The following is a 17,210-nucleotide window of genomic DNA, read 5'->3' as shown; positions in this document are numbered from 1 at the left end:
CGTACGAGCGCCCCGGCCACCGTGGCAGCGACCGCCCCTTCAACCGCGACCGCCGCGACGACCGTCCGGGCTTCCGCTCCGCCGGTCACGACCGTCCCCACGGCCGTCGTGACGACCACCGAGGCACCGGCTCCGGCTCCGGTTCCTCCTTCGGCCGCCGCGACGACAAGCCGCGCTGGAAGCGCAACGGCTGACGTCCGCCGACCGACCCACGAAGGGCCCCTACGACTCCGGTCGTACGGGCCCTTCGGCCTTTTCCGGGCCCGTCGCCGTGCTCCACCTGAGACGCCAACGGCCTTTATTTTCAATACCGTTCAACATGTGACGACTGTTAACATCCTTTGGCTTCGACTTGGCTCGACGGGGCGCGGACGAGGGGGTCCTCGGCGCGGCCGCGCGCTCCGGGCGATGAGGTTTCCCTCCTCTCGCCGCCTCGGTGTTCTTTTCCCTGGGGAGGGACCTTTGTCTCGGCGTGTGCACTCACGCATCACCGCGAACCGGCGTGCCCGGATCGCGCTCACCCTGACGAGCCTGGCCGCCCTCGGCGCCGGCACTCTGACCACCGCGGGCCCGGCGGCCGCGGACACCACCCCCATGCCCCTGACGACCGGCGGGGTGTGGGGCCTCGACTACGCCGGCGGTGTCCTGACGACCGTGGAGAACGCCCCGAACGGCGACCGCTACGTCACCAACCGCACGGTCTCGGCCGACGGCACCGCGGCGGGCGGGCGGGACACCCGCGGCTATGCGGGCACGTACGCGTACGGCGCGCACATGCAGTGGGTCCCCTGCGACGCGGGCTCCTGCACGGCGGTGCGCGCGGCCGGCAACGGAAACGTCGGCGTCTTCTTCGGCAACGCCGAGGGGCAGGAGGGCCAGGAACGCGCTCAGATCTGGGACAGCCGCGACGGCTACCTCGACCACGGCGCCGATCCCGTCGTCACGGGCGGCCGCTTCGTCGACATCACCGGCCGCTACTTCGTCTACAACGCGGCTTCGACGGGCAAGCAGTACGTCGACGCCACGCAGCCCTACCTCGTGCACGACGTGCGCCTGACCCGCGCCGTCACCGCCGCCTCCGTGTGGGGCTCACGGCTGTACACGCCGGGGACCGGCAACGGCACGGTCACCGCGTACGACCTGGAGCAGAAGAAGACGGTCGAGACGCTCGCGACCGGCGCGCCCTGCACGGTCAAGGAGCTCCAGGTGGTGGGCCGCTGGGTCTACTGGAACTGCGGCGCCACCGGCCCGGCGGGCGTGTACGACCGTACGGCCGGGAAGAACATCACCGTGCCGTCCGGGCCCGCCCTGGTCGGCGACGGCTATCTCGTCCAGCACGACCGTACCGCCGGGAAGCTGCTGCTCACCGACTTCCACACGGGTACGGCGGCGGCCCCGCGGGAGATCGCCGACCTGCCCGCCGGGAACACCGCCGACCAGCGGCGGCTGACCTGGTCGGTGGACAAGTTCGGCGGCGACATCGCCTACGTGGACGCCGAGCACACCGTGCACGTCGTGCAGAGCGGGGTGCCGTCCCAGCCGCTGGCGCTGGTCGAGGCCGAGGTCGACGACAACTCGGTCGATGTCCGGGACGACTGGTGGAACAGCGTCTGGCAGCTGAGCAAGCCGGCCACCTGGACCTTCACCGTGAAGGACGTCCTCGGCCGTACGGTGCGCACGAAGTCCGGGACCGGCACGGCCCCCGAGGCCGGCTGGAACGCGAGGACGGAGACGGGGGCGGTCCCGTACAACGGCCGCTACACCTGGACCCTGACCGCCACGGCGACCGAGGGCACCGGCACCTACACGGGCGGCGGTTCGGTCGTGCTCTCCGGCGGTCTGCCGGTCCATCACGACCTGGGCGGCTACGGCTACGGCGACCTGGTCACGCTCGACGCGTCCGGCCGGCTCGGCGTGCGCTACTCCCCGGGCAACGGCACCGTGGCCGCGGCGGTCTCCGCCTCCGGCTGGGCCGCCGGGACCGTGGCGGTCCCGTTCGGCGACATGACCGGCGACCGGTGCGCCGAGACCCTGGTCCGGATGCCGAACGGCGAACTGCGCCGCTACCTCGGCCGGTGCGCGGGCTCGTACACCCCGGCGAGCAGCCATGTGTCGCTGGGCACCGGCTGGAAGCAGTACGACGTGCTGACCTCGCCCGGCGACGTGAACAAGGACGGGCTGCCCGACCTGATCGCGCGCAACGCCACCACCGGCACGGTCTACCTGTACAAGTCCACCGGCGCGGGCAAGCTGGCCGCCCGGGTGAAGCTCTACGACAACTGGAAGGGCTACAAGAAGATCGTCGGCGTCGGCGACTTCAACGGCGACGGCGTCGGCGACCTGCTCGCCCAGGACAAGGCCAACACCCTGTGGCGCTACGACGGCAACGGCTCCGGCGGCTTCAAGGCCCGGGTGAAGGCCGCCGCCGCCTGGGGCGCGTCGTACAACGTCGTCGTCGGCGTCGGCGACATCACCGGCGACGGCCACGCGGACCTGGTCTCGCGGGACACCGCGGGCAACCTGTACCGCAACAACGGCACCGGCAAGGGGTCGTTCGGAGCGCGTACGAAGATCGGCTCGGGCTGGGGCGTATACAAGGGCATTTTCTAGCCACGGTGTGACGCATGTCATGCCCTCGGCGAGGGAATCGCTGGGGGCATGACAGATGACGGCAAGAAGAGCGGGCTCTCGGACGAGGAACGGCTTGCCCAGCTCGGGTACACGCAGGTGCTGGCGCGCCGGATGTCGGCGTTCTCCAACTACGCGGTCTCCTTCACGATCATCTCGGTCCTGTCGGGCTGCCTGACCCTGTACCTCTTCGGCATGAACACCGGCGGCCCCGCCGTGATCACCTGGGGCTGGGGCGCCGTGGGACTGATGACCCTCTTCGTCGGCCTGGCGATGGCCGAGATCTGCTCGGCCTACCCGACGTCGGCGGGCCTGTACTTCTGGGCGCACCGGCTCGCGCCCCCGCGCTCGGCCGCCGCCTGGGCCTGGTTCACGGGCTGGTTCAACGTGCTCGGCCAGGTGGCGGTGACGGCCGGCATCGACTTCGGCGCGGCCTCCTTCCTGGGCGCCTACCTCAACCTCCAGTTCGGCTTCGAGGTGACGCCGGGCCGCACGGTCCTGCTCTTCGCCGCGATCCTGCTGCTGCACGGCCTGCTCAACACCTTCGGCGTGCGGATCGTCGCGCTGCTGAACAGCGTGAGCGTGTGGTGGCACGTGATCGGCGTGGCGGTCATCGTCGGCGCGCTGGCCTTCGTGCCGGACCACCACCAGTCGACTTCCTTCGTGTTCACGAAGTTCGTGAACAACACCGGCTGGGGCAGCGGCGTCTACGTCGTCCTGCTGGGCCTGCTGATGGCCCAGTACACCTTCACCGGCTACGACGCCTCCGCCCATATGACGGAGGAGACCCACGAGGCGTCGACGGCCGGCCCCAAGGGCATCGTCCGCTCGATCTGGACCTCGTGGATCGCCGGCTTCGTGCTCCTGCTGGGCTTCACCTACGCGATCCAGTCCTACGACGCCGAACTCGCCTCGCCCACCGGCGCGCCGCCCGCCCAGATCCTCCTCGACGCGCTGGGCGCGACGGCCGGCAAGCTGCTCCTGCTGGTCGTGATCGGCGCGCAGCTCTTCTGCGGCATGGCCTCGGTGACGGCCAACAGCCGCATGATCTACGCCTTCTCGCGGGACGGCGCCCTGCCGTTCTCGCACGTCTGGCACACCGTCAGTCCGCGCACCCGCACCCCCGTCGCGGCGGTCTGGCTGGCGGCGGCGGGCGCGCTCGTCCTCGGCCTGCCCTATCTGATCAACGTCACGGCCTACGCGGCGGTGACCTCGATCGCCGTCATCGGCCTCTACATCGCCTATGTCGTGCCGACCCTGCTGCGGCTGCGCAAGGGCGAGGAGTTCGAGCGCGGTCCGTGGCACCTGGGCCGCTGGTCGCGGGCGATCGGCGTGGTCGCGGTGGTCTGGGTGCTGGCCATCACGGTCCTCTTCATGCTCCCGCAGGTCTCCCCGGTCACCTGGGAGACGTTCAACTACGCCCCCGTCGCCGTCCTCGTCGTCCTGGGCTTCGCCGCCACCTGGTGGCTGGCGTCGGCCCGGCACTGGTTCCTCAACCCCGAACACGCCCGCACCATCGCCCGCGCGGAGTCCGCCGAGGGGGCTCCCGAACCGGTCGATCCATGACACTCCCGGCTCACCGCGGCGCCGCCACGCCGTCCGACGCGGCCGGGTCCCCGATACCCGATCGGAGACCCGGCCCTGTCCGGCTATGCTCGGGGAGGCAACATCGCCTGGGCCCTTAGCTCAATTGGCAGAGCAGTGGACTTTTAATCCATTGGTTGTGGGTTCGAGTCCCACAGGGCCTACCGGAACGCCCCCAGCTCAGAGGTACTTCGAGCTGGGGGCGTGACTGTTCCGGGCCCTTCGTGCGCGGCCCTTCGTGACGCGGTCCGGCCGTCGCGGGAAGCGGCCTCAGCCCGTGGGCAGTTCCGTCAGTTCCGTGAGGTCGGCCAGCGGCAGGGTGTGCTGGGTCTGGAGGACCTTCGCGCGCAGGTAGCGGACGTTGTGCGGAGTGGTGAAGACACCCGTGGGGACGCGGTCGCGGACGTCGGCGCCCAGCGAGCGGAGCTGGTCGGCCTTGTCGGGGTTGTTGGAGAGCAGGTCCAGGGCGCCGACACCGAGGGCGCGGAGCATCTGGGCGGCCGGCGTGTAGTCGCGGGCGTCCTCGGGCAGGCCGAGGGCCGCGTTCGCCTCGTAGGTGTCGAGGCCCTGGTCCTGGAGGGCGTACGCGTCGAGCTTGTTGTAGAGGCCGATGCCCCGGCCCTCCTGGCGGAGGTAGAGCAGCACTCCGCCCCGCTCGGCGATGCGCTCGACCGCCTCGCGCAGCTGGGGGCCGCAGTCGCAGCGCGCCGAGCCGAGGACGTCGCCGGTCAGGCACTCGGAGTGCAGGCGGACCAGCGGGGTGGTACCGGGCGCGGGGTCGCCGAGGACGATCGCGACGTGTTCCTGGCCGTCGGTCAGGCCGTGGAAGGTCACCAGCTCGGCGTCGACGCCGTAGCCGTCGTGGAAGCGCAGCGGGACCCGGACGCGGGAGCGCTGGGTGGCGGCGGGGAGGTCGGGCATGCGGGTTCTCCGGGTCCGGAGGGAACATCTGCTTCAGTTTTGAAGCAGAACCTGTGACCCCGACCCTAACTCATGCTTGAAATTTGAAGCAATGGGTGGGTGCGCGTTGCTCTTCGGGCGGGTCGGCGGTGCTCCTCGGGCGGGTGGGGCCGGTGTGCCGCTCACGCCGTTCCGGTCAGGCGCACGGGGGTTTCGGCGAGCGGCGGCGCCACGGCACGTCCTCCGGCGCCCCGGGCGCCTCGCCGCCGCCCTGGAGCGCCCGGGCGACCCCGGTGAAGATGTCCTCCAGCTGCCGTACCTGCTCCGGGGCGAGGTGGTCGAACAGGGTCGCGCGGACGTTCTCGACATGGCCCGGCGCCGTCCGCTCCACGACCGTCATCCCGGCGTCGGTCAGGGCCGCCATGCTGCCCCGTCGGTCCGAGGGGCAGCCCTCGCGCAGCACCAGGCCGTCCTTCTCCAGGCGCGTCACCGCGTACGTCAACCGGCTGCGGGTGATCTTCAGCCGCTCGGCGAGGTCGGTCATGCGCAGCCGGCGTCCGGGTTCCTCGGAGAGCCGGGACAGGATGGAGTAGTACAGGTGCGGCATGCCGGCCTCCTGCTGGAGGTGCCGGTCGAGCGCGTCCTCCACGAGCAGGGTCGCGGCCAGGTACGCGCGCCATGCGCGCTGCTCCTCGGGAGTGAGCCAGCGGGTCGTCATGCCGCCAGTGTAGGTTTGTTTCAAACTTGAACCAAGTGTCCCGAGTCCCGCCCCGCCGCCGAGAGTGAGCGCGCCGATGCCGTTCCCGTACGTCCTGCTGTCCGCCGCCGTCTCCCTCGACGGGTACCTCGACGACACCGGCCCCGAGCGGCTGCTGCTCTCCGGTCCCGCCGACTTCGACCGGGTCGACGAGGTACGGGCCTCCGTCGACGCGATCCTCGTCGGGGCCGGGACGATCCGCGCCGACAACCCGCGACTGCTGGTGAACTCGCCCGAGCGGCGGGCCGCGCGGGTGGCGGCGGGGCGGCCGGAATACCCCCTCAAGGTCACCGTGAGCGGGTCCGGCGAACTGGACCCGGCCGCGAACTTCTGGCACACCGGCGGCGAGAAGGTCCTCTACACCACCGACCGGGGCGCCGAACGCGCCCGCCGGGCGGGTCTCGCGACCGACGTCGTCGCGCTGGGCCCCGAGCTCGACTGGCGGCCGCTGCTGGAACACCTGCACGACGTGCGGGGGGTGCGGCGGCTCATGGTCGAGGGCGGCGGCACCGTCCACACCCAGCTGCTCCAGCAGGAACTCGCCGACGAACTCCAGCTCGTCCTCGCCCCGCTCTTCGTCGGAGACCCGGACGCGCCCCGGCTGTTCGGCCCGGGGGCGTACCAGGGCGGCCGGCTGCGGCTGACGGAGACCCGGCGGATCGAGGACGTCGTCCTCATGCGCTACGAGCCCACCGCGCCCGGCACCGCGGGCGCCGTCTCGGCCGCCGACCGGCACTGGCTGGCGCTCGCCTGCGAACTGGCGGCCCTGTGTCCGCCGTCGCGGACCGCGTTCAGCGTGGGCGCGGTGGTGGTGGCCGCCGACGGCACGGAACTCGCCCGGGGCCACTCCCGGGAGGGCGGCGATCCCCTCGCGCACGCGGAGGAGGCGGCCCTGGCGAAGATCGACCCGGCCGATCCGCGGCTTCCCGGCGCGACCGTCTACAGCAGCCTGGAGCCGTGCGCCCGGCGGGCGTCCAGGCCGGCCCCGTGCGCGCGGCTGATCCTCGGCGCGGGGGTGCGGCGGGTGGTCACGGCCTGGCGGGAGCCGGACACCTTCGTCGCGGGCGCCGACGGCAGCGGGCTGCTGGCGGCCGAGGGCGCGCACGTCGTCGTCCTGCGGGAGTACGAGACGGCCGCCACGGCGCCGAACCGTCACCTCCTGCCGGGCTGAGCCGACCGGGCCGCGTCGACCGGAGCGGGGCCGGGCCGCGCCCTGCGGGCGGCCCCGGAATCAATCGCGGTGCATTCCCTCCCGCGAATGGCGTATGCTGGTCCTACCGACGCGGGGTGGAGCAGCTCGGTAGCTCGCTGGGCTCATAACCCAGAGGTCGCAGGTTCAAATCCTGTCCCCGCTACTGAAGACTCAGGGCCGGAATCCAGTTCACGGATTCCGGCCCTGAGTGTTTTCACCGCGGCTCCCGGCGTTCGCGCGGCGCTGTCCCGCGTCGCCGTCATCCGGTCGGCCCAACATCACTCGCCCAGCGCGCCGACTCCGGCGAACCTGGACCTTCGTGGCTGGAGACGGCGGGAGACGAGTGGTGCGCTCTGGTGACCTGACGGGTGAGGGGCCGCACGAGGAACCCGGCGCGGCCGGGGGGTCCGGCACGGCCGACGACCACCTCGTCCCGTACGCACGCGCGGGCGGCCGCCTTCGACCCGACCCGACCCCGGATCCCGAACTGGTGTCCGACCCGGACGCGGACTCCGACCCGCACCTGCACTCCGACCCCCACCTGCACGCGGACCCGCACCCGGACTCGGCTCCGCACCCGGACTCGGTCCCGCACCCGGACTCGGTCCCGCACCCGGACTCGGTCCCGCACCCGGACTCGGTCCCGCACCCGGACCACGGTCCCGGCGGCGAGGCACCCGCCTCGCCCGCCTCGCCCGCCTTGCCCATCGCCCCCGCGGCCCCCGTGCCGTCCGGGGCCCCCGTGCCGTCCGGGGCGTCCGGGGCGTCCGGGGCGCCCGTGCAGCCCGTGCCCGCCGACGCCTCCGGCGAGGAGCGGCGGATCTGCCTCCTGCGGTCGCTCCTCAGGCTGCTTCCCGCGCTGCTGGCCGTCGGCGGGGCCGGCTACGGCATCTGCACGCCCCGCGGCTTCACCGCGGCGCCCCTCTTCACGGCCGCCCCGCTGGTGGCGGCCCCGCTGTACTCCTTCCTCGGCACCGCCGTCACGGGGGTGGCCGCCGTCGTCGGCGCGTACGCCGTGCACGCCCGGTTCACCCGGGTCCCGGACGCCGACGCGGTCACCGAGATCGTCACCGTGGCCACGGTCGCCGCGATGGCCGCGGTCATCAACCGTGTCGTGCGCCGCGGCGACCAGCGCCTCGCCAGTGCCCGCGAGATCGCCGAGGCCGCCCAGCGCGCGGTGCTGCCCGAGCCCGCCGCCCGGATCGGCGGGTACGACGTCGCCGCCCGCTACGAGGCGGCCCAGGCCGACGCCTTCATCGGCGGCGACCTCTACGCCGTACAGGACACCCCGCGCGGCGTACGGCTGGTCGTCGGGGACGTACGGGGCAAGGGCATGGGCGCGGTGGCGGCGGTGGCCGTGGTCATCGGGGCCTTCCGGGAGGCCGCCGAGCAGGAGGCGACCCTGGAGGCGGTCGCCCAGCGGCTGGAACGGGCGCTGGCGCGCGAGGGCACCAGGCGCGACGGGCCCGACGTCTCCGAGGGCTTCACCACCGCCGTACTCGCCGAACTTCCGCACGGGGACGAGACGGTGCGGATCCTCAACCGCGGGCACCCGCCGCCGCTGCTGCTGCACCCGGACGGCACCGTGTGCCCCCTGCCCGCCCGGGAGCCCGCCCTGCCGCTCGGCATGGGCGAGCTGGACAGCCGGCCCGACCGCGCGGAGGAGACCCGGTTCCCCAGGGGCGCCACCCTGCTTCTGCACACCGACGGCGTCTCCGAGGCGCGTGACGTCCAAGGCCGTTTCTACGACCCCGAGGAGCGGCTCGCCGGCCGCTCCTTCCGTGATCCCGAGGAACTGCTCGCCGCTCTCGCGCGGGACGTGCACCGGCACTGCGGGGGAGGACTGGCGGACGACATGGCCCTGCTCGCCGTCCGGCGGCCCTGACCACGCTCTCGTCACGTGGAGTGATCGGACGACCCCCCTGCGCATAACATCTGAGTCACCATCAAAACCTCCGTGACTCCTGAGGAGTTGCCGGCGCGCTTCACGCAAGGGGCAACTCGCCCTATTTCCGCCGGTCATCGCCTTAAGTCCTGGCCAAAAATGTTATTGATCAAGCGGAACGGCTTGGAATCCTGACCCCGTGCCCATTAACGTTCGATAACGCAGCGCGGTCGTCCCAGCCGTCACAAGGCGGCTCCGTGCGCACGCGCCGAATCCCGCAAGGGAACCGGGGAACCAACACCCTGGGGTGAATCGCACGGCCACCACTGTCAGTGACACCAGTGACAGGCGGTATACGCGCGTAGGAGACCTTCCTGCTCCGAACCCGTCAGCTAACCCGGTAGGCGAGAAGGAAGGAAGGAGTACGCCCACGTGGCGTCCAACCCGCCTGCCCCAGAGGCCCCGTTCGTGCCGAGCCAGACCAGCACCGAGCCCTTCGGCCTCGGCAGCTACCGCGCCGACGAGGGTCCGTGGGAGGAATGGAATCCCACCGCGGAGACCGTTCGCCCCCCGCGTGGCAAGCATCGCGTCGCCAAGCAGCGTGGCGGGGGACTCGCCCGCAGCTCCACCGTCCTGGGCGTCGGTGTCATAGCCGCCGTCGCCGGCGGCGGAATGGCCAGCGCCAACACCGGCAAGCCGCCGGTCTCCATCTCCATGCCCGACCTTCCCTCCGTCGGCTCCCTGCTGTCGGACGAGAAGCCCGCCGAGACCGCGCAGGACGTCGCGACCCCGCTCAGCGGCATCGGTGTGACCACCGCCGACACCGCCCAGGGCACCACCGACGCCGGCGAGGCGCTGCGCAGCCGGATCATGGCCCAGGCCGAGCAGCAGCAGACCCAGGTCGAGGCCAAGGCCGCCGCCGCTGCCGAGAAGGCCGCCACCGACGCGGCCGCCAAGGCGGAGCAGGCGGCCAAGGAAAAGGCCGAGGCCGCCAAGAAGAAGGCGGAGGAAGAGGCCGCGAAGAAGGCCGAGGCCGAGCGCCTGGCCGAACTCGCCAAGCAGTACACCCTGCCGACCTCCTCGTACACGATCACCTCGACCTTCGGCGAGGCCGGCTCCATGTGGTCCTCCGGGTACCACACGGGCCTCGACTTCGCCGCGCCCACCGGAACGCTCATCAAGGCGATCCACAGCGGCACGATCACCGAGGCGGGCTGGGCCGGCTCCTACGGCTACCGCACGATCCTCACCCTCGACGACGGCACCGAGCTGTGGTTCTGCCACCAGTCCTCGATCAGCGTCAGCGTCGGGCAGAAGGTCGCCACCGGCGATGTCATCGGCCGCGTGGGCGCCACCGGCAACGTCACCGGTCCGCACCTGCACCTGGAGGTCCACCCGGGCGGCAGCGCGGACGGGATCGACCCGATGGCCTGGCTGCGCGGCAAGGGACTCACCCCCTGACGTCCCGGTCCCCCCGGCTTTCCTGAACCTCCGGCAGTCCTGGCGACATCCCCCCGACGCCAGGACTGCCGGTTTTTCCGCTGCCGGGCCGCGGGAGACGGGCGACGGCTCACGGAAGCGGTGGGAGTGCCGGACGGCCGTACGGAATATCACCTTCCAGGCCGGGCGTTGACATTGGGCATGACTTCCCTTCGCAAGCTCGGTTCCTCCGACCTCGAGGTCTTCCCGCTCGCCCTCGGCGGCAACGTCTTCGGCTGGACCGCCGACCAGGACCGGTCCTTCGCCGTGCTCGACGCCTACACGGCCGCGGGCGGCAACTTCATCGACACCGCGGACTCCTACTCGGCCTGGGTAGACGGCAATCAGGGCGGTGAGTCCGAGACGATCATCGGCGACTGGGTCAGGGCCCGCGGCAACCGCGCCGACGTCGTCATCGCCACCAAGGTCAGCCAGCACCCCGAGTTCCCCGGTCTGAGCGCCGCCAACATCAAGGCCGCCGCCGACGCCTCGCTGCGCCGCCTCGGCACCGACCACATCGACCTCTACTACACCCACTTCGACAAGCCCGAGGTGCCGGTGGAGGAGATCGTCGGCGCGCTCGACGAACTGGTGCGGGCGGGCAAGGTGCGCCAGATCGGCGCCTCCAACATCTCCCCCGCGCGGCTGCGCGAGTCCCTGGAGTTCTCCGACAGCGAGGGCCTGGCCCGGTACGTGGCCCTCCAGCCCCACTACAACCTGGTCTCGCGAGACACCTACGAGGGAGAACTCCAGGACCTCGCGGCCCGGTCCGGGCTCGCGGCCGTCCCCTACTTCGCCCTCGCCTCCGGATTCCTCACGGGCAAGTACCGCCCGGGTACGACGGTCGACAGCGCGCGGGCCACCGGCGCCGCCAAGCACCTGGAGACCGACCGCGGCCGCAAGGTCCTCGCCGCCCTCGACGAGATCGCCGGCGCCCATGACGTCCCGGTCGCCACCGTCGCGCTCGTCTGGCTCGCCGCCCGGCCGACCGTGCTCGCCCCGATCGCCTCCGCCCGCACGGTGGAGCAGCTGCCGGCCCTGCTCGGGGTCGCGGAGCTGGAGCTGACGGAGCCGGAGGTCGCGCGCCTCACGGAGGCGTCGGCCTGATCCGGCCCGCCCGCCCTCCCCGGCTGCCCCGGGGCTAGGACCGGTACGGGTTGTAGGCGGGGTACGCGGCCGCCGGATAGCCGTACGCAGGCCAGGCCGCCGGGGGAGGCGTCGGCACCATCACCGGTACCGGCGGTGCCGTCGCCCGCGCCGCGTAGTCCAGCGCGGGCCGCGCGACCTCCCGGCGCCGCCACAGCTGGTGCAGCAGTTCCCGCTCCCGTACGACGAAGTCGCTGCCGGCCCGGCCCCTGCGTCCCCTGCGCCGCAGGGCCGCCAGCGAGGTCGCGTAAGTCTCGTACTCCGCCACCGTCCGCTCGGCCGGCTTGCCGAGGTGGTGCCCGGCGTACTCGCGGGCCAGCCGCCGGGCCCGCATCGAGCCGAGCGCGTACGGCTCGGCCGGGCTGAGCCAGCCCGCGGCGACGTACGCGGGCAACTCCTCGTACACGGTCCGCAGTTCGCGTTGGCGCGTCCAGATCACCAGCCAGGTCAGCAGGCCGAACGCGGGCACCATGAACAGCCCGTACACGGCGAAGAACCCGTACTCGCCGAAGGTCGCGGAGCCGTTCCAGAACGCGTGCATGCCCATCGCGAGCAGCAGTCCGCACGGCGGCAGCAGCACCCGGCGCACGCGCTGCCGGTCCGAGCAGAGCGCGGCGAGGCCGAAGCCGATGCCGGTGAGGACGGTGAACAGGGGGTGCGCGAACGGCGACATGATGACGCGGACGAAGAAGGTCGCCGCGGTGACGGAGGCGATGCCCCGGTCCCCGCTGAGCTGGTCGGTGCCGAAGGCGGTGCCGAGATAGAGGATGTTCTCGGTGAACGCGAAGCCGGTCGCGGTCACCCCGGCTATGACGACCCCGTCGACGATGCCGGTGAAGTCCCTTCTGCGGAAGAGGAAGACGAGCAGCACGGCGGCGGCCTTGGCGGACTCCTCGACCACGGGCGCTATCACGGTCGCGCCGAGGGTGTCGGCGCCCGACGGATCCGCCGTCGCCGTCGCGATCCACTCGGTCGCGAAGCTGTTGGCGACGATCGCTATCAGCGCCGCCGCGCAGGCGCCCCAGGCGAAGGCGAACAGCAGGTTGCGCCAGGGGCCCGGCTGGACCCGGTCCAGCCAGCGGAAGGCGGTGACGAGCAACGGCACCGGCAGGACCGCGAGTCCGAGACCGACCAGGAATCCCTCCGTGCCGGTCTGACGGCGCACCAGCGCCAGGATGACGAGTCCGGAGAGCGCCAGCAAAGTGATCACGGCGCCGTACCGCACCCCTGTGCGCTGCCACCAGCGTGGGTGCCGGACCCCGCCTCCGGCGGGGCCGAAGGGGTGCGTCGGATACGGGGGAACGGTCGCCACGGCATTGACCCTAACGAGGGAGAGCTGGTCCTGCTGTTCCTTTTGTGCCGCCGGCCCGGCGGCCGTGGCGGCCGTGTCCACCACGGCCGCCACGGCCGCCGTGCCTACGACGGCCGCCGCTCCTGCGGTTCGCGGTGCTGTACGCGACGGAAGAGCAGATCGTTCACGACATGTCCCTTGTCCAGTCCCTGGCCCTCGAAACGGGTCACGGGCCGGAACGCGGGACGGGGCGAGAAACCGCCGTCGGCACGGGTGTTCTCGAAGTCGGGGTGCGCGTCGAGCACCTCGAGCATCTGCTCGGCGTACGGCTCCCAGTCGGTGGCGCAGTGCACGACCGCGCCGGGCCGCAGCCGGGTCGCGGCGAGGTCGAGGAACTCCGGCTGGATCAACCGCCGCTTGTGGTGTCGCTTCTTGGGCCACGGGTCGGGGAAGTAGACGCGCAGCCCGGCGAGGGAGTCGGGGGCGAGCATCTCGCGCAGCAGGATGATGGCGTCCCCGTTGGCCACCCGGACGTTGGACAGCCCGTGGTGGTCGGCCAGGTTGAGCAGGTTGCCCTGGCCCGGGGTGTGCACGTCCACGGCGAGCACGTTGGTGTCCGGGTCGGCGGCGGCCATCTGCGCGGTCGCCTCGCCCATCCCGAAACCGATCTCCAGCACCACCGGGTCACCGTTGCCGAACAGCTCGCCGAGGTCGACGACGCGCTGCCCGTCGATGTCGAGGCCCCACCGGGACCACAGCCGCTGCAACGCGTCCGCCTGTCCCGTGGTCACCCGGCTGCGCCGCGGCTGGAAGCTGCGGATCCGCCGCTCGAAGTGCGACCCGGCGGGATCGGCCTGGGGGCCGTCGGGGAAGCGGGGCTCCCCCTTCGGCCGGGCGGGCCGTTCGGGCACATCGGGGCCGGACCGGTGCCGATGTGCGTCGGGGGCGGACCGGGGCGCTTCGGGGGAGGTGTTCAGCTCAGACACAGTGGAGTCGATTTTACGGCGCCCGACGAGAGCCCCGGCCGGGGCGGCCGTCCGCGCCGGTGCGGTGCCCGTCCTCACACCGAGCCCAGTACGGTCAGCGCCCTGCGGGCCACCTCCCGTCCGATCGGCAGCGAGGCCGTCGCCGCGGGCGAGGGCGCGTTCAGCACATGCACGGCCCGCGCGCCCTCCCGGATCAGGAAGTCGTCCACCAGCGTCCCGTCCCGCAGCACGGCCTGGGCCCGCACCCCCGGCGCCGCCCGCACGAGATCCCGTTCGGTCACCTCCGGCAGCAGCCTGCGCACCGCCTGCACGAACGCCCGCTTGGACACCGATCTGCGCAGCTCGCCCACGCCGTACCGCCAGTGCCGTCGGCCCATCCGCCAGGTTCCGGGCCAGGCCGCCGTACCGGCCAGGTCCCGGGGTCGTACGACCCCCCAGCCGTACCCCTCGCGGGCCAGCGCCGGCACCGCGTTGGGCCCGACGTGGACCTCCCTGTCGATCCCGCGGGTGAGGTGCACCCCGAGGAACGGGAACGCCGGATCGGGCACCGGATAGACCAGTCCCCGCACCAGTTCCGGCCGCGCCAGCTCGTAGTACTCGCCCCGGAACGGCACGATCCGCACCTCGGGCTCGTCCCCGGTCAGCCGGGCCACCTCGTCGCAGTGCAGTCCGGCGCAGTTGACCAGCACCCGCCCTCGCACGATGTCCCCGCGCGCGGTCCGCACGGCGACCCCCCGCTCCGGCCGCCGGTCGATCCGTACGACCTGCGCCCCGTAGCGGATCTCCGCTCCGGAGGCCTCGGCCAGCCGGCGGGCGACCGCCCCGAAGTCGCACACGCCCGTCGTGCCGACGTGGATGGCGGCCAGGCCCCGCACCTCGGGCTCGTACTCCGTGATCTGGGCGGCGCCCAGCTCCCGCACCGGAATGCCGTTCTCCCGGCCGCGCTGGACCAGCGCGTGCAGCCGGGGGAGTTCCTCGCGGCCGGTGGCGACGATCAGCTTGCCGGTCACCGCGTGCGCGATGCCGTACTCCGTGCAGAACTTGACCATCTCGGCGGCGCCGCGCACCGCGTACCTGGCCTTGAGGGAGCCGGGCCGGTAGTAGATCCCGCTGTGGACGACACCGCTGTTGCGCCCGCTCTGGTGCCGGGCCGGGCCGGGCTCCTTCTCCAGCACCGTCACCCGGGTGCCCGGCGCGGCGCGCGTGATCGCGTACGCCGTCGACAGCCCGACGATCCCGCCGCCGATCACGAGCACGTCGCAGTCGTACGCGCCGTACCCGCCGGGACCGGCGTACTCGCCGTGACCGTCGTGGGCGTCGGACCCGCCGTGACCGTCGTGGGCGATCTCCCGCACCTGCACCACCTCCCGGCTCCGATAGTGCACTGCGCCACTGACAACGCCCTCAAACCCGGGAGGCGCCCGCGTGTGTCGCGGACTCAGGCCGGAGCCATCATCAGCAGCGGCCGCGCCCGCTCGCGCAGCTCGACCACGCGTGGTTCGTCGCCGTACGGCTCCAGCCGGTGCAGCAGATCCTTCACGTACTCGGTGGTGCGCGCCGAGGAGATGCGCCCGGCGACCTCCACCGCCCGCACGCCCTGCTCGCACGCCGCGTCGAGGTTGCCCGACTCCAGCTCGGCGACGGCCGAGACGACCAGGCGCAGGCCGTGCGAACGCACGAACTCCTCCGTCGGCTTCGACAGCGCCTGCTCGGTGAAGCGGCGTACCTGGCGCGGCGCCTTCAGGTCGCGATAGCACTCGGCCGCGTCGGCGGCGAAGCGGTCGTAGGAGTAGAAGCCCAGCCAGGAGGGGTCGTTGTCGCCGTCCCGGGAGCGCTCCAGCCAGCTCTCGGCCGCCTTCAGCGCCGTGCCGGCCGCCTGGGCGTCCCCGGCGCGCGCGTGCGCGCGTGCCTCGACCAGCCGGAAGAAGCTCATGGTGCGGGCGGTGGCCAGGCCCCGGTTGCGCTCCAGCGCGGCCTGCGCGAGGTCGACGCCCTCGTCGCCGAAGCCCCGGTAGGTCGCCTGGAGGGACATGGAGGCCAGGACATAGCCCCCGAGGGGGACGTCGGCGGCCGCCCGGGCCAGGCGCAGGGCCTGGATGTAGTAGCGCTGGGCGGCCTCCTGCTGGCCCGTGTCGAAGGCCATCCACCCGGCGAGCCGGGTGAGCTCGGCACTCGCCCCGAACAGCGCCCTGCCGACTTCGTCGGAGTACGAGCCGAGCAGCAGCGGGGCCGCCTCCACCCGCAGGCACTCCGGCACCATCGACGAACGCCAGTCGCCGCCTCCGTACTTGGAGTCCCAGCGCCTGGCGTCCTCCGCGGCCTCCCGCAGTTTCTGCACGTCGCTGTGGCCGACTTTGAGCGGTGCGCCGGACCCCTCGGCAGGGTTCACCTCGCGCGCGACCGAACTGTCGGCCGGGGTTATCAGCCACCGGGAGGCGGGCGTCGCGTACGCGCTCACCGCGAACGAGCCGGCCAGCGACTGCCAGATTCCGCCGGAGCCGGCCCGGCGCCCCGCGAGGTCGAGTCGGTAGAGCTCGGTCGCCGACCGCACCGCCTGCCCGACGTCCCGGGGGAAGGCGAGGCCCACCTCGGGTGCGGGGTCGGCGTCGGCCAGACCGATCTCGTGCAGCGGCACCGGGCGGCCGAGCTTCTGCCCGATGGCGGCCGCGATCAGGTGCGGCGCGGCGCCCTGGGGCACCATGCCCTTCGACACCCAGCGCGCCACCGACGTCTTGTCGTAGCGAAGAGTCAACCCGCGTTGAGCGCCGAGATCGTTGACGCGACGCGCGAGTCCTGCGTTGCTGATTCCCGCGAGGGCGAGAACGGTGCCGAGTTTTTCGTTCGGCCCGCGTTGCTCCCTGGACATGCGCCACCCCTCGACACAGACGGCTGCCGCGCTGGCATAACCATGCGGCATTCGTAAACCCAGCGTAGTTCGCCGCATCCCAAGCGTTAAGGGGCATTCTTCCGGATGGCGGGATTGTGGTCCGCACTGAAGTACGGTCCCTGTACGCACCGTTGCGGCGTGCTCCCGTTGTGTGGCCGTGCGCCTGCGCGTGCGCTCTTCTCCGGCCATCGCGGGAGCGGTTCCATGGGCCGTGCGTGGGTCGGCCCGCTGTACTGGATCCAGTGGGCTGGGGGACACCGCCGCCTTCATCCCCGCGGGCGGCGGAACGGTCCGGGAGGCGAGCTCCGCCTCCCGGGCTGCGCGGCCGCCGACGGACGGCGGGGCCTGTACGGAGCGTGTGCGAGCGCGCTCCAACGCCCGTGGCCCTTTCGTTATTTGGCTGAAAATCGACCCGGTGCCCGGCGGGTCATTTCCGCTCTCACCATGGAAATTGACGGCGCGCGGGGTGTTTTTG

The 17,210-nt window shown here is 72.4% G+C and carries 13 protein-coding genes, 2 tRNA genes and 1 riboswitch; of the genes, 9 read left to right on the top strand and 6 right to left on the bottom strand.

Going from position 1 to position 17,210, the window contains the following annotated elements; all coding sequences use genetic code 11:
• From ACZ60B_RS02575 to ACZ60B_RS02560, 4 genes are all read left to right on the top strand, one after another.
• Window positions 1–194 (top strand): hypothetical protein (locus ACZ60B_RS02575; RefSeq protein ID WP_469383595.1); only part of this gene is annotated, 194 nt, incomplete at its 5' end.
• A gap of 280 nt (window positions 195–474) precedes the next feature.
• Entirely contained in the window at window positions 475–2,610 is a 2,136-nt protein-coding gene (locus ACZ60B_RS02570; protein WP_469383593.1) for an FG-GAP repeat domain-containing protein, read from the top strand.
• A gap of 48 nt (window positions 2,611–2,658) precedes the next feature.
• Entirely contained in the window at window positions 2,659–4,194 is a 1,536-nt protein-coding gene (locus tag ACZ60B_RS02565) for an amino acid permease (protein WP_469383591.1), read from the top strand.
• 109 nt (window positions 4,195–4,303) lie between these two features.
• Window positions 4,304–4,376: transfer RNA gene (locus ACZ60B_RS02560), tRNA-Lys, on the top strand.
• Between the two features lie 106 nt (window positions 4,377–4,482).
• Here ACZ60B_RS02560 and ACZ60B_RS02555 read toward each other — a convergent pair.
• Window positions 4,483–5,133, bottom strand: a complete 651-nt coding sequence (locus tag ACZ60B_RS02555; protein WP_469383589.1) for a GTP cyclohydrolase II — start codon at window positions 5,131–5,133, stop codon at window positions 4,483–4,485.
• 175 nt (window positions 5,134–5,308) lie between these two features.
• Entirely contained in the window at window positions 5,309–5,830 is a 522-nt protein-coding gene (locus tag ACZ60B_RS02550) for a MarR family winged helix-turn-helix transcriptional regulator (RefSeq protein ID WP_469383588.1), read from the bottom strand.
• Between the two features lie 76 nt (window positions 5,831–5,906).
• Here ACZ60B_RS02550 and ACZ60B_RS02545 point away from each other — a divergent pair, with 76 nt between their 5' ends.
• The 5 genes from ACZ60B_RS02545 (at window position 5,907) to ACZ60B_RS02525 (ending at window position 11,532) form a co-directional block, all read left to right on the top strand.
• Window positions 5,907–7,040 (top strand): dihydrofolate reductase family protein, encoded by a 1,134-nt coding sequence (locus tag ACZ60B_RS02545; protein WP_469383586.1) that lies wholly within the window; start codon window positions 5,907–5,909, stop codon window positions 7,038–7,040.
• A gap of 110 nt (window positions 7,041–7,150) precedes the next feature.
• Window positions 7,151–7,224 (top strand) — tRNA-Met (locus ACZ60B_RS02540).
• Between the two features lie 561 nt (window positions 7,225–7,785).
• Window positions 7,786–8,946: a PP2C family protein-serine/threonine phosphatase gene (locus tag ACZ60B_RS02535; protein ID WP_469384070.1), complete on the top strand. Its 1,161-nt coding sequence runs from the start codon at window positions 7,786–7,788 to the stop codon at window positions 8,944–8,946.
• Window positions 8,947–9,202: 256 nt separating this feature from the next.
• A riboswitch (cyclic di-AMP (ydaO/yuaA leader) is annotated at window positions 9,203–9,368 on the top strand.
• 10 nt (window positions 9,369–9,378) lie between these two features.
• Window positions 9,379–10,407, top strand: a complete 1,029-nt coding sequence (locus ACZ60B_RS02530; RefSeq protein WP_469383585.1) for a M23 family metallopeptidase — start codon at window positions 9,379–9,381, stop codon at window positions 10,405–10,407.
• Between the two features lie 180 nt (window positions 10,408–10,587).
• Window positions 10,588–11,532 carry an aldo/keto reductase gene (locus ACZ60B_RS02525; protein ID WP_469383583.1) on the top strand — a complete coding sequence of 315 codons (945 nt, stop codon included), beginning with the start codon at window positions 10,588–10,590 and terminating at the stop codon, window positions 11,530–11,532.
• Window positions 11,533–11,566: 34 nt separating this feature from the next.
• Here ACZ60B_RS02525 and ACZ60B_RS02520 read toward each other — a convergent pair whose 3' ends face one another.
• The 4 genes from ACZ60B_RS02520 to ACZ60B_RS02505 all read right to left on the bottom strand — a co-directional run bounded on the left by ACZ60B_RS02520 (window position 11,567) and on the right by ACZ60B_RS02505 (window position 16,714).
• Entirely contained in the window at window positions 11,567–12,883 is a 1,317-nt protein-coding gene (locus ACZ60B_RS02520) for a PrsW family intramembrane metalloprotease (RefSeq protein ID WP_469383582.1), read from the bottom strand.
• Window positions 12,884–12,987: 104 nt separating this feature from the next.
• Window positions 12,988–13,773, bottom strand: a complete 786-nt coding sequence (gene trmB / locus ACZ60B_RS02515) for a tRNA (guanosine(46)-N7)-methyltransferase TrmB (protein ID WP_469384068.1) — start codon at window positions 13,771–13,773, stop codon at window positions 12,988–12,990.
• Window positions 13,774–13,922: 149 nt separating this feature from the next.
• On the bottom strand, window positions 13,923–15,104 hold the full coding sequence (lhgO, locus tag ACZ60B_RS02510; protein ID WP_469384067.1) for an L-2-hydroxyglutarate oxidase: 1,182 nt from the start codon (window positions 15,102–15,104) through the stop codon (window positions 13,923–13,925).
• Between the two features lie 182 nt (window positions 15,105–15,286).
• Window positions 15,287–16,714 (bottom strand): MFS transporter, encoded by a 1,428-nt coding sequence (locus tag ACZ60B_RS02505; RefSeq protein WP_392613729.1) that lies wholly within the window; start codon window positions 16,712–16,714, stop codon window positions 15,287–15,289.
• Window positions 16,715–17,210 lie beyond the last annotated feature (496 nt).

It is taken from the genome of Streptomyces sp. NPDC104096 (genome assembly GCF_055584385.1).
The sequence above is the reverse complement of the archived record's forward strand: the minus strand, read 5'-3'. Positions and strand labels throughout refer to the sequence as shown.